Raw genomic sequence first — 18,088 nt, 5'->3', positions numbered from 1 at the left:
GCTGGACTGGGGAGCCAACCGAACTATGACTGAAGAAGCAACCAAGCCGGATGAGGCTTCGGCCACGCGGGCCCAGCTCTTGAAACTTGCCGTCGAGGTCGGGCCGCTGGTCGTATTCTTCGTCGTCAATGCGCGCGCGGGCATCTTCTGGGGCACGGGCGTCTTCATGGTAGCCACGATCGCTGCGCTCATAGCTTCGCGCTTCATGTTCGGGCGAGTGCCGGTGATGCCTCTCATCTCGGGTGCGTGTGTGATCGTATTCGGCGGCCTGACGCTGTGGCTGCAGGACGACCATTTCATCAAACTCAAACCGACGATCGTGAATGCGCTGTTCGCCGCGGCGCTGTTCGGCGGACTTCTCGCCGGCCATTCTCTGCTTAAGGTCGTGTTCGGGGAGGTATTTCGCCTCAACGAGGATGGGTGGCGCAAATTGACGCTGCGATGGGCGTTCTTTTTCGCTTTTCTCGCGATCTTGAATGAAGTGGTGTGGCGCACAGTCTCCACCGACACCTGGGTGAGCTTCAAAGTATTCGCGATCATGCCCCTGACGATGATTTTCGCTCTCTCACAGATAGGACTGCTGAGAGCACATGAAATCCCCGCAGACTGAGCTTGGCGCAGTCCGATCATCCTTACGCTGATCTTCTGCCGACATAGTAACGCCAAGAATATTCTTGCGTTTTAGTTGCAAGAATAGGCGTTTTGCTCTGGACGAATTGGGGAAACTGGTATTTCCTCCAGCCCGTAACCTAACTTTCACTCCAAGCAAGCAGGGGCGCGCATGGGGGGTCGACGTGTTGCCGTTCGCGACACTCGAAACGTGCTCGTCTTTGCCCAGAAATCTGAAATGACACGTCACAAGGCAAAGCGAGCAATGGCCGGGGGCAAACTCGAGCGGTCACCTATTCACCTGCTGCATCGAGCTGGCCAATGTGCAAGCGACATATTCCAAGACGAGATAGGCTCGGGCGACCTGACGCCACGGCAATTCGCTGTGCTGCTGGCCGTCTCGCAGAATGAGGGTCTGAGCCAGACGCTGCTGGTGGAAAAGACCGGCGTCGATCGGTCGACGCTGGCCGACATCGTGAGGCGAATGCTCAAGAAGGGCCTTCTGCAGCGCCGCCGCACGAAAGAGGATGCCCGCGCTTATGCCGTCAAGCTGACGGAGGAGGGCTGGCGGGTTCTCAAAGCCACCGATCCGATGGCGAAGCGCGTGGACGAAAAAATACTTGGCGTGCTTCCCAACCAGCAGCAGCGCGAGCGCTTCATGCAGGATCTCAACCAGATCGTGAAAGCGCTCGGCAAGCTACAGACGCGCAACGGCCTCGACCGGTCCGAATAATCGAAAGCACAAAAATGCAATTGGCCGGGCAAGTGATGCTTGCCCGGCCAATTGATGTTGCTGGCCGCCTGCTCAAGCGGCGTTCGGCAGCAGGTTGCGATTGATAATCGTCTCGGCGATCTGCACCGTGTTGAGCGCTGCACCCTTCAGAAGATTGTCGGACACGCACCACAGCGCGAGCCCGTTTTCGACGGTCGCGTCCTCGCGGATGCGCGAGACGAAGGTTGCAAACTCGCCCGCGGCTTCCACCGGCGTCACGTAGCCGCCGGGCTCACGCTTATCGACGACCATCACTCCGGGCGCCTCGCGCAGGATGGCACGAGCCTCTTCCGGGGTGATCGGGTTCTCGAACTCGATGTTGACGGACTCGGAGTGGCCGACGAACACGGGCACGCGCACGCAGGTCGCCGTGAGCTTGATCTTGGGGTCCAAGATCTTCTTGGTCTCGGCGAGCATCTTCCACTCTTCCTTCGTGTAGCCGTCCTCCATGAAGACGTCGATCTGAGGAATGCAGTTGAAGGCGATCTGCTTGGTGAACTTCTTGGGCTCGACCTCCTGGCCGGGGACGAACATGCCCTTGGTCTGCGACCAGAGCTCGTTCATGGCCTCCTTGCCGGCGCCGGACACCGATTGATAGGTCGAGACGACGACGCGCTTGATCTTGGCGGCATCGTGCAGCGGCTTCAGCACGACAACGAGCTGCGCCGTCGAACAGTTGGGATTGGCGATGATGTTCTTCTTGGTGTAGCCGGCGACGGCGTCGGCGTTCACCTCGGGCACGATCAGCGGCACGTCCTGGTCGTAGCGCCAGCACGAAGAGTTATCGATGACGATGCAGCCCTTGGCGCCGATGCGCGGGGACCACTCCTTGGATACGGCCGAGCCCGCGGACATGAGGCAGAAGTCCGCCTTCGAGAAGTCGAACTGCGCCAGGTCCTGACATTTGAGGGTTTTGTCGCCGAATGAGACCTCAGTGCCGAGTGAGCGGCGAGAGGCGATGGCATAGACCTCGTCCGCGGGAAATTCGCGCTCGGCGAGGACATTCAGCATTTCGCGGCCCACGTTGCCCGTGGCGCCGACGACGGCGACCTTATAACCCATGGGAGAACCCGATTTTCTTCGATGCAGCGACATGCTGCATTCGTCGGGCTCACTTACGCGCGGTCGCCTGCTGGCGCAAGGGGTGGCGGGGCAGGGCCTGGCCTGCCCGCACCTAGTCTATGGGCCCGCACCCGGCAGCGCCAGCGGGGCGCTTCCACCCCCCGGCTGGCTGCGCAGAGCTGGCCGCGATTTCAGGCGGCGAGCTTTTGCAGCTCGGCGAGAATGGCGCTGCCCATCTCGGCCGTGCCGACCTTGGTCATGCCCGGCTGCATAATGTCGCCGGTGCGCAGGCCCTGGGCGAGGACGCCGGCGATAGCCTTGTCGAGCAGATCGGCCTCGGCGCCCATGTCGAAAGAGTAGCGCAGCGCCATGCCGAAGGAAGCAATGGTGGCGATGGGGTTGGCGAGGCCCTTGCCGGCGATGTCGGGCGCCGAACCATGCACGGGCTCGTACAGCGCCTTGCGCTTTCCGGTCTTGGGGTCAGCGGCGCCGAGCGAGGCCGACGGCAGCATGCCGAGCGAGCCGGTGGCCATCGCGGCCTCATCCGACAACACGTCGCCGAAGAGGTTATCGGTGACGATGACGTCGAACTGCTTGGGGTTGCGCACGAGCTGCATGGCGCAGTTGTCGGCGAGGATGTGCTCGAGCTGCACGTCGGGCGCGTAGGACTTGTGAACCGCGGTCACGACCTCGTTCCACAGGACACCGGTACGCATGACGTTGCGCTTCTCGGCCGAATGCACCTTGTTGCCGCGCTTGCGGGCGAGGTCGAAAGCGACCTTGGCGATGCGCTCGATCTCGCTCGTTGTGTAGATCTGGGTGTCGACAGCGCGCTTCTCGCCGTTCTCGAGGGTGACGATTTCCTTCGGCTCGCCGAAGTAAACGCCGCCTGTGAGCTCGCGCACGATCATGATGTCGAGGCCTTCGACCAGCTCGCGCTTGAGCGAGGAGGCATCGGCGAGCGCCGGATAGCAGATGGCGGGGCGGAGGTTGGCGAACAGGCCGAGGTCCTTGCGCAGTCGCAGCAGGCCGGCCTCGGGGCGCACCGCATAGGGGACACCGTCCCACTTGGGTCCGCCGACCGCGCCGAAGATCACCGCATCGGCCTTGTGGGCCTTGTCCATGTCGGCATCGGAAATGGCGACACCGTGCACGTCATAGGCTGCACCGCCCACCAAGCCGGTGTCGGTCGCGAACTTGACCCGCCCTGCTTTGTTGAGGAAGTCGATGATGCGCTCGACCTCGGCGATGGTCTCGACGCCGATGCCGTCACCGGGGAGCAGAAGCAGATTGTACGTGGTCATTTCGCTCGGTGCCTGACTGGAGATAGGGAAAAGCGCGGTAGTGCTATCCCCTTGGCCCGAATGCGGCAAGGGGGGCGAGGGCCTGGGCGATGCGCTCAGCCGATGTAGGGGACGTGATAGAAGAGGAAGAAGCCGTTTAGCGTGAGCACCGTGCCCAGTGCGCTCAAGAGGCCGCTGAGGAAGAGCAGTGCGCTTCCTCCCGTGATGATAGCCACGGATGCCAGGACGATGGCGATCTGCAGCATGGCCTGTCCGTAGTCGAAATACGGATCCTTGGACATGGCCAGATCGCGCTGCTTCTCGAGTTCTTTCGCCCGCGCAGACAGCTCTTTGGTACCTTCTCCGGTCTCGGGCTCGGATGTGTAGCGGGCTTCGTCAGCGCGCAGTTTGGCGATGCGCTCGTCGATCATGGCGCGCGCGGCCTCGGGCAAGCCCGGCTGCGTCGCGAGCAGGACCTCAAACTCGGAGATCATCAGGCGGATTTCGTGCCGACGGATGTTCTTGGCCTGGAAGAACGCCCAGGTGTTGGCCGCTTCGATATTTCGCGCTGTGGCGTCCTTGGTGGCGTTTCCACCGCCGACACCTGCGACGGCGAGGATGACCGCGAGGATGCCGATGTAGACGGCAATCAGTCTATCGCGGTGCCTCTTTCCGGCGTCTACGGCGTCGGCCAAGTCCTGGAATGCCATATGCTCCCCTGATGCAAGCTGGCGTCAGACCATGTCTTCCGGCGGGGCGTCGATGCTGCGCGACGGCAGCAGATCGTCGCGAACCACGGGGACGCCATCGGCGCCGAGATTGTAGAGGATGGGTGCGCCGGTTGCCAATTCGCGGCTGAGAATCTCTTCGCCAGTCAGATTCTCGAGATTCATAATCAGGGCGCGCAACGAGTTGCCGTGCGCAACGACGAGGACTTTCTTACCGGCCGCGAGATCGGGCCAGATGTGCGAATTGTAGTAGGGCATCACCCGGTCCTCGGTGTCCTTCAGGCTTTCGCCGCCGGGCGGAGGGATGTCGTAGCTCCGCCGCCAGACGCGGACTTGCTCCTCGCCCCAGCGCTGCTTCGCCTCATCCTTGTTGAGGCCGCAGAGGTCGCCGTAATGGCGCTCATTGAGCGCCTCATCAAAGACGATGGGGATCTTTGTCTGGCCGAGCTCGGAGAGGATGATGTCGAGCGTGCGCTGCGCTCGCTTCAGCTTGCTGGTGTAGGCGACGTCGAACCTTATGCCCTTGGCGCGCAGCATGCGGGCGGCGACCAGGGCTTCGATCAGGCCCTTTTCGGTGAGATCGGGGTTGCACCAGCCGGTGAAGAGGTTGCGGCGGTTCCATTCGCTTTCGCCATGACGAACGAGCACGAGAGTGCGGTCGACCGGCTCCAATGGCGCCTTCGGGTCTGTAGCTTCGATTGGACGACCTTCCACGATCACAACCCCAGCACGTCAGACATGGCGTAAAGGCCGGGAGCTTTGCCTTGGCCCCACTGCAGCGCCTTCACGGCACCGCGTGCGAAGATCGAGCGATCACCGGCGATGTGCGACAGCTCAATGCGTTCCCCGGCACCAGCGAAGATAACGCTGTGCTCGCCAACCACACTGCCGCCGCGCAGGGCGGCAAAGCCGATGTCGCCGCGTTGGCGCGGCCCGGTGTGACCGTCACGGGCCCGCACGGCATGCTGGCCAAGGTCGATATTGCGCCCCTCCGCTGCGGCAGCGCCGAGCATCAGGGCGGTGCCGGAGGGGGCATCCACTTTATCGCGGTGGTGCATCTCGACGATCTCGATGTCGAAATCCTCATCGAGGGCTTCGGCCACGCGTCGCGTCAGAGCGACGAGCAGGTTCACGCCGAGGCTCATGTTGCCGGCCTTGATGATAGGGGCGTGACGGGCGGCGGCAGCGATGCGAGCCTCGTCGTCGGCACTGAGGCCGGTGGTGCCGATGACGTGCACGGCTCGCGCATTGGCTGCAAGGCCGGCAAATTCAACCGTTGCCTTAGGCGAAGTGAAATCGAGGATGCCATCGCAGCGGGAGATGACCTCGAGGGCATCGGCGGTGACCGGCACCCCCAGCGCCTTCAGGCCGGCTACCTCGCCTGCGTCGGCGCCAATCAGCGGCGAGCCCTGATGCTCAACGGCCCCCACGATGGAGCAGCCGGCAGCATGCGCCGCGCGCAAGAGCTCCTGACCCATGCGCCCAGCAACGCCCATCACGGCGACTTTCATCCGGAAACCTCGGTGTCGATCGAAGGATGCGCCGCGATATAGCAGCACAAGCGGCCGTGAGGGAAGTTGAGCGGCATCAAAACTTTGGTTGGACGGTGAAACGTCGCTACCGGCGCGGCGTAATGAACCAATCTGGTGCCTGCACATTGCCTACGGGCGCGGACAAAAGGGTCTCACGGCCGGGGGGTTGGCCATGCCAATCTCAATCCCAGCCGAAGGCGACCTTCTGGAGGCGCGAGGGGCCAAAGCGCTCGTAGGCTGTAGCGACAGGTCGACCGCCCCGACCCCAGTAGAAGTCCGACGCGGACGCATTGTCGGCTAGGGCCCAGACGAGCAGACCCCTCAATCTGCGTTCATCGAGGCGGTAGCGACAGGCTTCGAATAGGCACTCGCCGAAGCCGAGCCCCTGATGCGGGGGGGCCATGTAGAGTTCGTAGATCTCGCCTTCGAATCGGCCTCGGGTGCGCGAGGGGCCCAATGTGGCATAGCCAACGACATCTCCCGAAACCTCGAGCACCAGGTTGTCGCCATCAGAGCGCAACGTTTTCGCCCACCAGTCGGAGGTGCGGCGACGTATCATGCTGTCGAGCTGAAGGTGAGGAATGATGCCCTGATAGGCGTTGTGCCAGCTCGTGCGGAAGACCTCGCTCACAGCTGCGGCGTCGGCCGGCTGGCCGGGTCGGATGTCGCAATGGGATCGTTCGCTCAGCATCAGGATACACTACGCCACAACCGTAAATCAGACTATGCGAAGCTCCCGCAGCAGTTTGCTGAAAGTTGGGCGCACTTGAAACGACAAAGGCCGCGGACATGCCGCGGCCTTCAAATCTCGATCGTCGCGCCGTCTCGCCGAAGCGATCAGCCGACCTTCTTCATCTGGTCGAAGGTCTTGGTGGCAGCCGAGTTGAGGCTCTCGAGCGTCTGGCGGCTGATCTTGCTCGACAGCTCGAAGAATTCCTTGGTCTGCGCGCTGGCAGCGGCAAGCTGCTGCTTGAAGAAGTCAGCCTGGAGACGGGCAACCTCGGGAAGCGTCTTGGCTTTTGCCATGGCTTCGGCGGCCTCGAAGGCAGCTTCGGCATTGACGGTTGCGGTGTGCAGGAACTTCTCGCTGAACGACTTGGCGCCAGCCTGGGCGGCGAGGACGATCTCCTCGACGGCCTTCACGCTGTCCTGGGTCGCGGCGTTCATCTTGGCGTAGGCGTCGCGGGACTTGGCAACGCTCTCCTCGGCGAACGCCTGGACGTTCTCGGGGATGCGCGCTTCCTTGGCGGCGGCGAACATGTCTTGGGCCTGGCGGGTGAAATCGTTCATTCTTCTCTCCAGTAATTTTTGGGGCCGCGGGCGAGCGGCTCACGATTCGGGCACAAGCTGCAAAAAAACAGTTGTGTGCGTTTGACAGTTAGTACTCTACACGCTTTTTTTGTGCAGCGCAACATAAATGTTTGTGCGTCGCACCAAAGACCGTGGGCGGAGGTTTACGCCTCGCCTCAGAAAGCGTGTTGATCTAGCGCAAGCCGAGTGGAGAAAACCGGCTGCGGTAGCCCATCGCAGAGGGGTCGAACATTATGTCCGAGGGGCGAAGCGGCCGGGCCAGGGCCAAGCCCTCGAGGGTGCGGCAGCGGGAGAGCGCTACATACGCCTGCCCGTGCGCGAAGGTACCCCGACCAAGATCGATATAGACCTTATCCAGGGTCAGCCCCTGGGATTTATGAATGGTAAGAGCCCAGGCCAGGCGCAGCGGGAACTGGCGGAACGTGCCCGTCACGTTCTCGACGACCTTTTCGGCGTTTTGGTCGAAGGCATAGCGCCGGGCTTCCCACGAAGCCTGCTCGATCTCGTGGGTCTTGCCGTCGAGCTCGATCCAGACGCGCTTGTCCTCCAAGCGGGCAACGCGGGCGATGGAGCCATTGACCCAGCGCCTGTCGGGATCGTTGCGCAAAAGGATGACCTTGGCACCTTGCTTGAGGATCAGGCTCGCGTCCGTCGGGTGGGCGCCGTTGGAGTATTCGCCCGTGATACCGGCTTGGTAATTGTGGGCCGGGCTCGGCAGGGCGTCGAGGTAGGCCATGTTGATGCGCTGGGCGGCGGCATTGGTCGGCGTCAGGATGACATAGGGGTCGCCTTCGCCGAGCGTGCGGATCGGGTGGGTGCGCTCGTTCAGCGCTTCCAGGTCCTCTTCGGTCGCGTCGCCGTCGCGGATGCGATTGAGCACGGTGAGAAACGTCTCATCGCTCTGGCGGAAGACCTGATCCAACTCCAGCAGCGAAACGCCGACGCCCTCGTTGAGGGCCGAGACCTGAAAGAAGAAGGGGCCGCCGAACTCGCTTTCCAGGTGCTGGGCAACATCACCCTGGATGACGGGCGGGAGCTGATGCAAATCGCCGAACAGCATCAATCGCACGCCGCCGAACGCCTCGCGCGGGCGTCCGCGATTGACGCGAAGCGACTGGTCGATGGCCCACATCAGGTCCGAGCGCACCATCGACACCTCGTCGATGATGATGACCTTCAGCTTGCGCATGACGCGGCCATTGCGGCTGCGCTTGATATCATCGGGACGGATCAGCCGCGGGGGAAAGCCGAAGAACGAATGGATGGTCTGGCCACCGACGTTAACCGCGGCGAGCCCGGTGGGCGCAAGCACGGCCGTCTCTTCGGTGATGTGATCGCGCAGCACGCGCAACAGCGTCGATTTGCCGGTGCCAGCGCGGCCCGTGACGAAGAGATGGCCTTGATCGTAGCGTGCGAAATCTATGGCGCGCTCGAACTCCGGCGGCGGCGTCACGCCAGCGGGCCAGGCAATTGGCGTTCCGCTGATCATGTCCATTGCGTCCGACAACCTGCCCCCGTCACGCTCGCTTGGCCAACAGCTCCAAGTAGTCCCCGCGGCGCCAGAAAACAATCGCGCCGGCCGATAGTCCATCGGCCGGCGCGCATATCACTCATTTGCTGACAGGCTTTCAATCGCGCGTGATCGAGATCACCTTAAAGCTGCCGTCGAGCTTCACGTCGTACTGGTTGCCGTCCTTGCACTTGACGTCGTCGGCTTCAAAAATGCTGGAGGCCTCAGTCTCTTTCTCGAACGTGCCGCCGTCGCAGCCCCAATCGGAAAGCGTCTGCTTGATCTTGCCTGCTTCATCCTCGGCCGGCTTGGAGTCGGCGAAGGCCGGAGCACTGCAGAGCGCCAACGCGATTGCCACGATTGCGAAGTTCTTCATGGAAGTTCCTCCTTCGTTGAGTGCCACGACTCGCTATAACACGCGCAATTTACGGGGCACACAGCGAATTTGGACCTTAAGCGACGTCGCGATCGCGAGCGCGTTCCATTTTCTTTCGCTCGTTAGGATCGAGCCAACGTTTGCGCAGGCGAATCGACTCCGGCGTGACTTCCACGAGCTCATCGTCGGTGATGTAGCTCATCGCCTTTTCGAGCGTGAGCTTGATCGGGGTCGTCAACAGAACGGCGTCGTCCTTGCCGGAAGCGCGGACGTTGGTGAGCTTCTTGCCCTTGACGACGTTGACCTCGAGGTCGTTGTCGCGCGTGTGCTCGCCGACGATCATGCCGACGTAGACGCGTGTCTGGGCACCGATAAAGAACGGCCCGCGGTCCTGGAGGTTAAAGATGGCGTAAGCGGCGGCCTCGCCGTCCGAATTCGAGATCAGCACACCCGTGTGACGGCCGGCGATCTCGCCCTTGTAGGGCTCATAGGCATGGAACAGCTTGTTCATCACGGCAGTGCCGCGGGTGTCCGAAAGCAGCTCCGACTGGTAGCCGAGAAGCGCGCGCGTCGGCACGTGGAACACGAGGCGCGTGCGTCCGCCACCCGATGGACGCATCTCGAGAAGTGAGCCCTTACGCTCTGAAAGCTTCTGCACGACGATGCCGCAGTGACCGTCATCGACGTCGATGATGACCTCTTCGATCGGCTCCAGCCGCTGGCCGTCCTCGTCGGTCTTGAAGACGACCTTCGGGCGCGAAACGGTGACCTCGAAGCCTTCGCGGCGCATGTTCTCGAGCAGGATGGCAAGCTGAAGCTCGCCACGACCGGCGACGTCGAAGGACTCGGCGCCATCCTTGGAGTCCGTCACCTGGATGGCAATGTTGCGCTCGGCCTCCTTCATGAGGCGCTCGCGGATGACGCGGCTCTGGACCTTGTCGCCTTCCTGGCCGGCGAACGGCCCATCGTTGATGCGGAAGGTCATCGACAGCGTCGGCGGGTCGACGGGAGGCGCCTCGATGGGCACCTCAATGGAGGGATCGCACAGCGTGTCGGAAACCGTCGCCTCGCTCATGCCGGCGAGCGCCACGATTTCGCCTGCGCCAGCCTCTTCGACCGGAACGCGCTCCAGGCCGCGGAAGGCCAACACCTTGGAGACGCGGAACGTCTCGACGACCTCGCCTTCGCGGTTGAGGGCCTTGAGCTGCTGGTTCGGCTTGACGGTGCCCGAGGAAATGCGGCCCGTGAGGATGCGGCCGAGGAAGCTGTCGGCTTCGAGCGTGGTTGCGAGAATTCGGGTCGGGCCCGGCTCTAGTGCCGGCGGCGGCACATGGCTGACGATGAGGTCGAACATCGGGGCCAGGCTTTCCTGCGGTCCCGCAGGGTCGAGCGCCATCCAGCCGTTGCGGCCTGATCCGTACAGCACGGGGAAGTCGAGCTGCTCGTCGGTCGCGTCGAGGTTGGCGAAGAGATCGAAGATCTCGTTGAGCACATCCTGGTGGCGCTCGTCAGGGCGGTCGATCTTGTTGATCGCCACGATGGGGCGGATGCCGCGCTTCAGGGCCTTGGAGACGACGAACTTCGTCTGAGGCAGCGGGCCTTCCGAGGCGTCGACCAGCACGACGACGCCGTCGACCATGTTGAGGATGCGCTCGACCTCTCCGCCGAAGTCGGCGTGGCCTGGCGTATCGACTATGTTGATGCGGGTGTCCTTCCAGACGACGGAGGTGCACTTGGCGAGAATGGTAATCCCTCGCTCGCGCTCCAAGTCGTTGGAATCCATAGCGCGTTCCGCGACCTTCTGGTTCTCGCGGAAGGAGCCGGACTGCTTCAGCAATTCGTCGACAAGGGTCGTCTTACCGTGGTCGACGTGAGCGATAATGGCGATGTTTCTGAGCTTCATCCGGGGACTTTGTGCGCTGCAAAAGATGCGCGGACCTAGCATATCGGCGTGTATTCCGATAGGGGCCCCGCCTCCGATGCCGCTTAACCAGGCATTAGGCAGGCTCCTCGCGGGTCCGCAACTGGCCCAGCAACTCGTCGATTTCGGCCCTGCGGGGCGCTGGGTGCGACGTATATGTAGCGGCCTGCTTTTCTTTCAAGCGCTGGGCTCGGCGGGTTGCCCCTGGCTGCTTCCGGCGACGGGCCGCGTGCGGGATGATCGGGTTGTCGGGTTCACCGATATCGAGCTCGACCAGGAAGCTTTCGCGTAGCGCGTAGAAGGCCTGCAGGATCGCGTCACGGATCAGCTTGCGCTCCTCAGGCGAGACGCCTCCCTTGGCAGGGTCGATTGTCTGCAGCGCGCGGCGCATGTCGTGCAGCGGGGCGTAAGGATAAAGGCCAATCAGTTCGTCGGTTTCGCCGACGTTGGCGTAGACGACGCGCATGTTGTCGATCGTCTCGCTGATGCGGCAGAAGGCGGCGAGATAGTCATCCGGACTGGGGTTCGCCTTCTCGCAGAAAGCGAACAACGCTGACTTGGTGCGGACGATGCCGCGCCACTCCTCCTCCAGGCGTTCGATGAATTTTGATCGCTTCTGGAAGACGTTGGCGAGGTAAGCGGCGACAACCGTGACCAACACCAGGGACATGTCTTTGAGGTAGTCATAGATGTCGGTGGCGAAGCGCGCCGCCTGGGTGCCTTCGAGGCCGGGGATGCGGGGCGCGAGCTTGGCCGCGACCGAGATCGCAAGGATAACGCCGAGCACGACGTAGGTGCGGCGCAGAGTTCTATCGAGCTTCGAGCGGGTCATCGGCGTGCTCCCCAGTTGGCGCACTACGCATGTGCAAGAATTGCGGCGAAGAGAGGGGCGTGCCCTAGACGTGGCGGTCCATGGCGGAAGCGTCGCGCGTATCACGCATCAGGGCGTAGACGGCGAGCGAGATGGCGATGCAGCCGGTGACGTACCAGTAAAATGCGTGCTCGTAGCCGATCTCTTTCAGGTAGAGCGCGACGTACTCGGCGGTGCCACCGAACAGGGCGACAGTGACGGCATAGGGAAAGCCGACGCCCATGGCACGCACGCTGGTTGGAAACAGCTCAGCCTTCACCACTGCGTTGATCGCGGTGTAGCCAGACACGATGACGAGCGCCGCCATAATGAGGAAGAAGGCGGTCCACGCACTGTCGGTGTTCTGCAGGGTTGTGAGGATGGGGACCGTCATCAGCGTGCCGAGAACGCCGAACGACAAGAGCACCGGGCGGCGACCAACGACATCGGAGATCGCGCCGACAATCGGCTGCAGGCACATATAGAGAAAGAGAGTGGCCGCGGCGATGATGGTGGATGTCTCCTTCGGCAGTCCGACCGAGTTGACGAGGAACTTCTGCATGTAGGTCGTGTAGGTATAGAAGGCGACGGTGCCGCCAAGCGTGAGGCCGACGACAATGGCCACCTCGCGCGGATGATGCAGTAGTCCTTTGATCGGACTTTCGCGCACACCTGCCGCGCCGGCTGCAACGAACGCCTCGCTCTCGTGCATGTCGCGGCGCATGAAATAGATGACGACGGCCAGCCCTGCACCGATGAAAAACGGGATGCGCCAGCCCCACGCATCGAGCTGCTCGGACGTCAGCAGGAAGAGCTGCAATGACAGCAGCACCAGCATCGCGAGAAGCTGACCACCAATCAGCGTGACGTACTGAAAGCTGGAATAGAAGCCGCGATGGTCCGGGTGCGCCACTTCGGACAGATAGGTGGCGCTGGTGCCGTACTCGCCGCCGAGGCTGAGGCCTTGTATGAGACGCGCCATGAGCAGCACGATGGGCGCCGCCAAACCGATGGTGGCGTAAGTCGGCGTCAACGCGATGATGAGCGAGCCGAGGCACATCATCAGCACCGAGATGGTGAGCGACAGGCGGCGACCGTGGCGGTCTGCGATGTGGCCGAACATCCAGCCGCCGAAGGGGCGCATGAGGAAGCCGACAGCGAAGATGGCAGCCGCGTTGAGAAGCTGGGCAGTCGGGCTTTCGGTGGGGAAGAACGACTTGGCGAAGTAAAGCGCGAAGGCCGAATAGGCGTAGAAGTCGAACCATTCGACGAGATTGCCGGCCGAGCCGACGAAGATCGCCTTGAGGCGGCGGGCGGTGTCGGCGAGCGACGTTTCCGGTGTCGCTGTCTCGGCGCCGCCGGCCGCGCGATGATCCATCCTCCGACTTCCTCCTATTTGCTGCGCGTCGTCACGCGCGCTTCAGCATCGAGCGCAGCTCGTCGAGACGCTGCTTGGTCTGCATGTCGATGGCGTCTTTGATGGTCATCATCTGCTTTTCGATAACGGCTGTCAGTTCGCCCGCCATGCTTTCGCGTGCAGAAACATTCATCGTCGCCAGCGTCTCGCGGATATGGGCGAGACCCAAGTCACGCTCGATGTGCTGGCCGATGCTCTCGAGGAAGTCGCGCGCGAAATTGGGAACCTCGAGGCGCGCCATGGCGGCCAGGGCGCGGCGGCGCACCGCTGTATCGGGGTGAGTCAGTGCAGAGCGCATCAGGCGGCTGTTGAGCGTGGTTGGTACGCGCACGAGGCGCTTCTTGACGCTGTCGGGGCTGACGGTCCCGTTCTCCAGCGCATGCGCCATCGAGACCTGGTGACTCCACTGCTGGAAACGCAGCAGCAGCGTACGCACGACGATGATCGACAGCGTGACGACGATGGCGATGCGGACGCCGTTGCCCGTCCAGCCGTTGTAGACGATCTGCGCGCTGAGGTTATCGGAGTAGTTGACAAGATTGGCCCACGCGTTGAGCAGCGTGTTGACGATTGGAATCTCGTTGACGACGCAGGCGAGGTATTCGCCGTATTCGCTCGGCAGGCTCGGGCGATGACGGAGGATCTGGGCTAGCCCGGTGTGCTCGACGGTCTGGATGAGCGCCGCGACGCCGAGGATATAGAAGGCAGTCGAGGAGGCAAGGATCGGCACGTTATTGACTGCATCGAGCGCCGAGAAGGTCATCTTGTCGGCGGCGAGCGAGCCCTCCATCACGCGCTTTTCCTCGTACATGATGCGCAGGCTGGAAGCGATGATGAGGATGTGAATGATGAGGAACAGCGACAGCGACCAGAACAGCGGCTGGGTGTTGAGTCCGGCGACGGCGAAATAAAGAATTGCGGTGTTGGCGGCGAGCCACGCTATGACGCGCCAGATGGCAACGTCTCCCGTCTGATGATCGGGGCGGAAGATGAAATTGAGGACGCCGATGAGCGGCCAGCAGACGCTGGTCCATGCCTTGTCGAACGCGCCGAACGCCCGCGTGATCAGTCGTTCCCGTACTTCCACCATAACGCAAACCCCGTCCCTGGCCCGGTCTCCCGGCTCCCTATTGCAAGCTAACGTAGCATGGCCATTCGGGACAACGTGTGTCCGGCCAGCTGCAGGCTTAAGGGACGAAAGGGGAGGGCGCGAGGCGTCCCCAGCGAGCCCATTTCGGCGCATTGACCTTGGCCCTTGCAGGGGTCTAACTGCCGCCCAATCTTATTGAACCTTGGCCGCGACCGCGCGGGCAGGCAGGAGGGCGAGATGGCCAATTCCAGGCACGTGAAGGTTTTGATCCTCGGTTCGGGGCCTGCCGGGTACACGGCGGCGATCTATGCGGCGCGCGCGATGCTGAAGCCGCTGCTGATCCAGGGCTCGCAGCCGGGCGGCCAGCTCGCCATCACCACGGACGTCGAGAACTACCCGGGCTTTGCCGAGGGCGTGCAGGGCCCGTGGCTGATGGAGCAGATGCAGGCGCAGGCCGAGCACATGGGCACCGAGATCGTCATGGATCTCATCACCAAAGTGGACCTCAAGAACCGCCCGTTCCGGCTCGAGGCCGATTCAGGTGACGTCTATACGTGCGACGTGCTGATCATCTGCACGGGCGCCCAGGCGCGCTGGCTCGGGATCGAATCGGAAGAGCTGTTCAAGGGCTATGGCGTGTCGGCGTGCGCAACGTGCGATGGCTTCTTCTATCGCGGCAAGGACGTGGTCGTTGTCGGCGGCGGCAACACGGCTGTCGAAGAGGCGATCTTCCTCACCAACTTCGCGAAGAAGGTGACGGTGGTGCACCGACGCGACCATTTCCGCGCGGAGAAGATCCTGCAGGACCGACTGGCCAAGAATCCGAAGATCGAAGTGATCTGGGATCACGCGGTCGATGAAATCGTGGGCACCGAGGAGCCGAAGTCGGTCACCGGCGTCAAAATCCGCAACGTGAAGACGGGCGCGATTACCGAGGTGCCGGCAGACGGCGTGTTCATCGCCATCGGCCATGCGCCGGCGACGGAGCTGTTCAAGGGGCAAGTCGAACTCAATCGCTCCGGCTATATCGTGACACGGCCGGATTCTACTGCGACAGCGATCCCGGGCGTGTTCGCGGCTGGTGACGTGAAGGACGAAGTCTATCGTCAAGCGGTGACGGCGGCGGGCATGGGCTGCATGGCGGCACTTGAGACCGAGCGCTACCTCGCGACGCTGGAGATCGAGGCCGAGACGGAAGCGGCCGAATAATCGGCGAAGGTCACAAGATTGACGTCAAGCCGATGAATAGAGGCGCCCTCCAAAATCGAATCACTGGGGGACGCCATGAATTTTCTAAAGTGTGTTGCCGTGTCCGCTGCGCTGGTGCTCGCCGCCGGCGCGGCATCCGCCAACGAGATGGATGCAACAGCGCACGATCTTGCCGCCAAATGCGCGGCGAAGAACGGAACCTTCGATGCGGGCTCGAATACGTGCGACCTGCCGAGCGAAGATTCGGCGGCGAGTGATCTCGTCATAGGGCCGATGATGACGGTGATCGGCACCGACGCGCACGAGGGTTCCGACGGGCAATAGCCCTCATTCGCAATTGTTTAAAAGCGCGGCCCGCTCCCAGCGGGCCGCGCTTTTCGTTTATTCGACCTTATAGGCCGCGACCTTGTCTTCCATCATCAGCGGGATGAGCAGCAGCTTGTCGGACGCGACGTAGCCGATGTCGGCGGTGCCCTGCTTGAGCGCAAGGATCTCGTCTGCCTTGCCGGACCGCGCGATGCGGAACACTTTGCCAGCGACCCAGTCCGAGACGATGAAATCATCGCCGTCGGCTTCGATGCCGTCGAGGTTGCCGACGGGCGCGCCGTCGCCGAGGTTGGACACCTTCTTGTCGGCGAGGCCGACCGAGATGAGGTTGGCGGGCTCGGACTTAGGCGCAGAGGTGCCGGGAGCACCCCACGCGGCGACGATCAGCTTGTCACCGTCAATCGTGAGGCCGTTCGGAAATTTCAGCTCGGGACCTTCGAGCCACTTCTCCAGCTTGCCGCCGGCCAGGCGCCAAATGGTGCTGGTGCTGGAATCCGAGACGTAGACGTTGCCGTCCTTGTCGGCGACGACGTCGTTGAGGAACGTCGCGCCGGGCGCCTCGAACTTGACAAGGATCTTGCCGCTGGCGGGATCGATCTCGACCAGCTTATCGATGTCGGCGGTGTAGAGCTTGCCACCGGACGGCGCCATGCCCTTCGGTGCGTCGAGGCCCTTGGCCCATTCGAGGGCGATGATCTTACCGTCGGCGAGCGAAAGCTTTGAAATGAAGCCGTTGCCGTCCTTATCGGTGGGCTGGCCGGCGACGTTGCTGACGTAGGCGAACCCCTCGGCGGGGACCGGCAACACCGATTCCGGTGTCTTGAAGCCCGGCGTCTCCCAGAGCTTGGCGGGTTCTGCGGCTGCCCCTGCAAGCGCCGCTCCGCTGGCAAGCAGAAGAGCCATGGCTGCACCGATCGACTTCATCGCGACACCTCCCGGAATTTTCGTTGTTTGAGTTGCTGTTGCTATATGGGCTGCGCGACCGCGTCACCCTACCCATGCGTCCAACGCTGGTCTAAGTTGCACCGCAACAATGTCGATGCGGCCGTCCTGAAGCCTCTTCGCTCAGGGCAGGGATGCTCGGCCAGGACGCGGTGCCCGACCTATGGACTGGGACAAGCTCAGGATCTTTCACGCAGCTGCCGAGGCCGGAAGCTTCACGCACGCTGGTGATGCTTTGCACATGAGCCAGTCGGCTGTGAGCCGTCAAGTCTCGGCGCTGGAACGCGACCTGAAGGTGACGCTGTTCCATCGCCATGCGCGCGGGCTCGTGCTCACCGAGCAGGGCGAGCTTCTGCACCGCACCACCTCCGACGTGATCAATCGGCTGCACACCGCCGAGACGCTACTGTCGGATACGACGTCGAAGCCTTCGGGCGAATTGCGCATCACGGCGCCGGTGGGCTTCGGGACGATGTGGCTGACGCCGCGGCTGCGCGAATTTCACGATCTCTATCCGGAAATCCGCATCGAACTGCATCTCAATGACGACCAGCTCGATATCGGCATGCGGGCGGCGGATGTCGCCATCTGGACGCGGGAGCCGCCGCAGGCGGATCTCATCCGGCGCATGCTATTCACCAGCCGGGTGCGGGCGTTCGCCTCCACGCAATACGTGCGCCGGTTCGGGGCGCCAAAGACGCTGGATGAGCTCGAGGGCCACAGCATCGTCTCGTACAGCGGGCAGCCGGCGCAGCATCTTACCGCGATTTCGTGGATCGAGACGGCGGGCCGCGACGGCCGTGGCCCGCGCGAGCCGGCGTTCCGGGCGAACAGTGTGATGGCGCTGCGCATCGCCATCCGGGCCGGCATCGGTATCGGCATGATCCCCGATTACATGACCGAGAACGAGGGCGATCTGGTTCCGGTGCTGACCGAGATCGAGCCGCCGACGCTGCCTATCCTGTTCGTCTATCCGGAAGAGTTGAAGGCCTCCAAGAAGGTGCAGGTGTTGCGCGACTTCATGGTGGCCCAGGCGCGGCAGTGGAAGTTTTAGGTCTTTGACAGCGGCTCAGTCATCGTCAGCGACTTGAACTTTGCGGTGACCGGCGGCGGGAGTTCGTCGGTGGGCCGAAGCTCCAAGTTCTAGCT

The 18,088-nt window shown here is 62.7% G+C and carries 19 protein-coding genes; 5 read left to right on the top strand and 14 right to left on the bottom strand.

Annotated elements, in window-relative coordinates; genetic code table 11:
• Positions 1 to 25: 25 nt before the first annotated feature.
• Positions 26 to 610 carry a septation protein A gene (locus ACP15D_RS11995; RefSeq protein WP_424957724.1) on the top strand — a complete coding sequence of 195 codons (585 nt, stop codon included), beginning with the start codon at positions 26 to 28 and terminating at the stop codon, positions 608 to 610.
• 237 nt (positions 611 to 847) lie between these two features.
• Positions 848 to 1,342, top strand: coding sequence for a MarR family winged helix-turn-helix transcriptional regulator (locus ACP15D_RS11990; protein ID WP_424957723.1), 495 nt, complete (start codon positions 848 to 850; stop codon positions 1,340 to 1,342).
• A gap of 72 nt (positions 1,343 to 1,414) precedes the next feature.
• On the opposite strand, the gene ACP15D_RS11985 is transcribed toward ACP15D_RS11990, so the two are convergent.
• From ACP15D_RS11985 to ACP15D_RS11925, 13 genes are all read right to left on the bottom strand, one after another.
• Positions 1,415 to 2,443, bottom strand: coding sequence for an aspartate-semialdehyde dehydrogenase (locus tag ACP15D_RS11985; protein WP_424957722.1), 1,029 nt, complete (start codon positions 2,441 to 2,443; stop codon positions 1,415 to 1,417).
• 191 nt (positions 2,444 to 2,634) lie between these two features.
• Positions 2,635 to 3,747, bottom strand: a complete 1,113-nt coding sequence (gene leuB / locus ACP15D_RS11980; protein WP_424957721.1) for a 3-isopropylmalate dehydrogenase — start codon at positions 3,745 to 3,747, stop codon at positions 2,635 to 2,637.
• Positions 3,748 to 3,842: 95 nt separating this feature from the next.
• On the bottom strand, positions 3,843 to 4,436 hold the full coding sequence (locus tag ACP15D_RS11975) for a DUF4337 domain-containing protein (protein WP_424957720.1): 594 nt from the start codon (positions 4,434 to 4,436) through the stop codon (positions 3,843 to 3,845).
• Between the two features lie 24 nt (positions 4,437 to 4,460).
• A complete protein-coding gene (locus tag ACP15D_RS11970) occupies positions 4,461 to 5,168 on the bottom strand; it encodes a 2,3-bisphosphoglycerate-dependent phosphoglycerate mutase (protein WP_424957719.1) in 708 nt (235 codons plus the stop codon).
• A 2-nt stretch (positions 5,169 to 5,170) separates the two neighbouring features.
• Complete coding sequence (gene dapB, locus ACP15D_RS11965; protein ID WP_424957718.1) at positions 5,171 to 5,965, bottom strand: 4-hydroxy-tetrahydrodipicolinate reductase; 795 nt, start codon at positions 5,963 to 5,965, stop codon at positions 5,171 to 5,173.
• 202 nt (positions 5,966 to 6,167) lie between these two features.
• Entirely contained in the window at positions 6,168 to 6,677 is a 510-nt protein-coding gene (locus tag ACP15D_RS11960) for an N-acetyltransferase family protein (protein ID WP_424957717.1), read from the bottom strand.
• 146 nt (positions 6,678 to 6,823) lie between these two features.
• A complete protein-coding gene (locus ACP15D_RS11955; protein ID WP_424957716.1) occupies positions 6,824 to 7,276 on the bottom strand; it encodes a phasin family protein in 453 nt (150 codons plus the stop codon).
• 193 nt (positions 7,277 to 7,469) lie between these two features.
• Entirely contained in the window at positions 7,470 to 8,792 is a 1,323-nt protein-coding gene (locus ACP15D_RS11950) for an ATP-dependent DNA helicase (RefSeq protein WP_424957715.1), read from the bottom strand.
• A 133-nt stretch (positions 8,793 to 8,925) separates the two neighbouring features.
• Complete coding sequence (locus ACP15D_RS11945; protein ID WP_424957714.1) at positions 8,926 to 9,183, bottom strand: PepSY domain-containing protein; 258 nt, start codon at positions 9,181 to 9,183, stop codon at positions 8,926 to 8,928.
• A gap of 76 nt (positions 9,184 to 9,259) precedes the next feature.
• Entirely contained in the window at positions 9,260 to 11,086 is a 1,827-nt protein-coding gene (gene typA / locus ACP15D_RS11940) for a translational GTPase TypA (RefSeq protein ID WP_424957713.1), read from the bottom strand.
• Between the two features lie 94 nt (positions 11,087 to 11,180).
• Positions 11,181 to 11,936 carry a hypothetical protein gene (locus ACP15D_RS11935; RefSeq protein WP_424957712.1) on the bottom strand — a complete coding sequence of 252 codons (756 nt, stop codon included), beginning with the start codon at positions 11,934 to 11,936 and terminating at the stop codon, positions 11,181 to 11,183.
• A gap of 64 nt (positions 11,937 to 12,000) precedes the next feature.
• Positions 12,001 to 13,332: an MFS transporter gene (locus tag ACP15D_RS11930; RefSeq protein ID WP_424957711.1), complete on the bottom strand. Its 1,332-nt coding sequence runs from the start codon at positions 13,330 to 13,332 to the stop codon at positions 12,001 to 12,003.
• 31 nt (positions 13,333 to 13,363) lie between these two features.
• Positions 13,364 to 14,461, bottom strand: coding sequence for a hypothetical protein (locus ACP15D_RS11925; protein WP_424957710.1), 1,098 nt, complete (start codon positions 14,459 to 14,461; stop codon positions 13,364 to 13,366).
• A 237-nt stretch (positions 14,462 to 14,698) separates the two neighbouring features.
• Between ACP15D_RS11925 and trxB the strand changes: the two genes are divergently transcribed.
• On the top strand, positions 14,699 to 15,670 hold the full coding sequence (gene trxB / locus ACP15D_RS11920; RefSeq protein ID WP_424957709.1) for a thioredoxin-disulfide reductase: 972 nt from the start codon (positions 14,699 to 14,701) through the stop codon (positions 15,668 to 15,670).
• 75 nt (positions 15,671 to 15,745) lie between these two features.
• Positions 15,746 to 15,994, top strand: coding sequence for a hypothetical protein (locus tag ACP15D_RS11915; RefSeq protein WP_424957708.1), 249 nt, complete (start codon positions 15,746 to 15,748; stop codon positions 15,992 to 15,994).
• 57 nt (positions 15,995 to 16,051) lie between these two features.
• Here ACP15D_RS11915 and ACP15D_RS11910 read toward each other — a convergent pair whose 3' ends face one another.
• Positions 16,052 to 16,921: an SMP-30/gluconolactonase/LRE family protein gene (locus ACP15D_RS11910; RefSeq protein ID WP_424957707.1), complete on the bottom strand. Its 870-nt coding sequence runs from the start codon at positions 16,919 to 16,921 to the stop codon at positions 16,052 to 16,054.
• A 181-nt stretch (positions 16,922 to 17,102) separates the two neighbouring features.
• Between ACP15D_RS11910 and ACP15D_RS11905 the strand changes: the two genes are divergently transcribed.
• On the top strand, positions 17,103 to 17,993 hold the full coding sequence (locus ACP15D_RS11905) for a LysR family transcriptional regulator (protein WP_424957706.1): 891 nt from the start codon (positions 17,103 to 17,105) through the stop codon (positions 17,991 to 17,993).
• Positions 17,994 to 18,088 lie beyond the last annotated feature (95 nt).

It is taken from the genome of Hyphomicrobium sp. 1Nfss2.1, from assembly GCF_965243865.1.
In the GTDB taxonomy this organism is placed as follows: domain Bacteria; phylum Pseudomonadota; class Alphaproteobacteria; order Rhizobiales; family Hyphomicrobiaceae; genus Hyphomicrobium_A.
The sequence above is the reverse complement of the archived record's forward strand: the minus strand, read 5'-3'. Positions and strand labels throughout refer to the sequence as shown.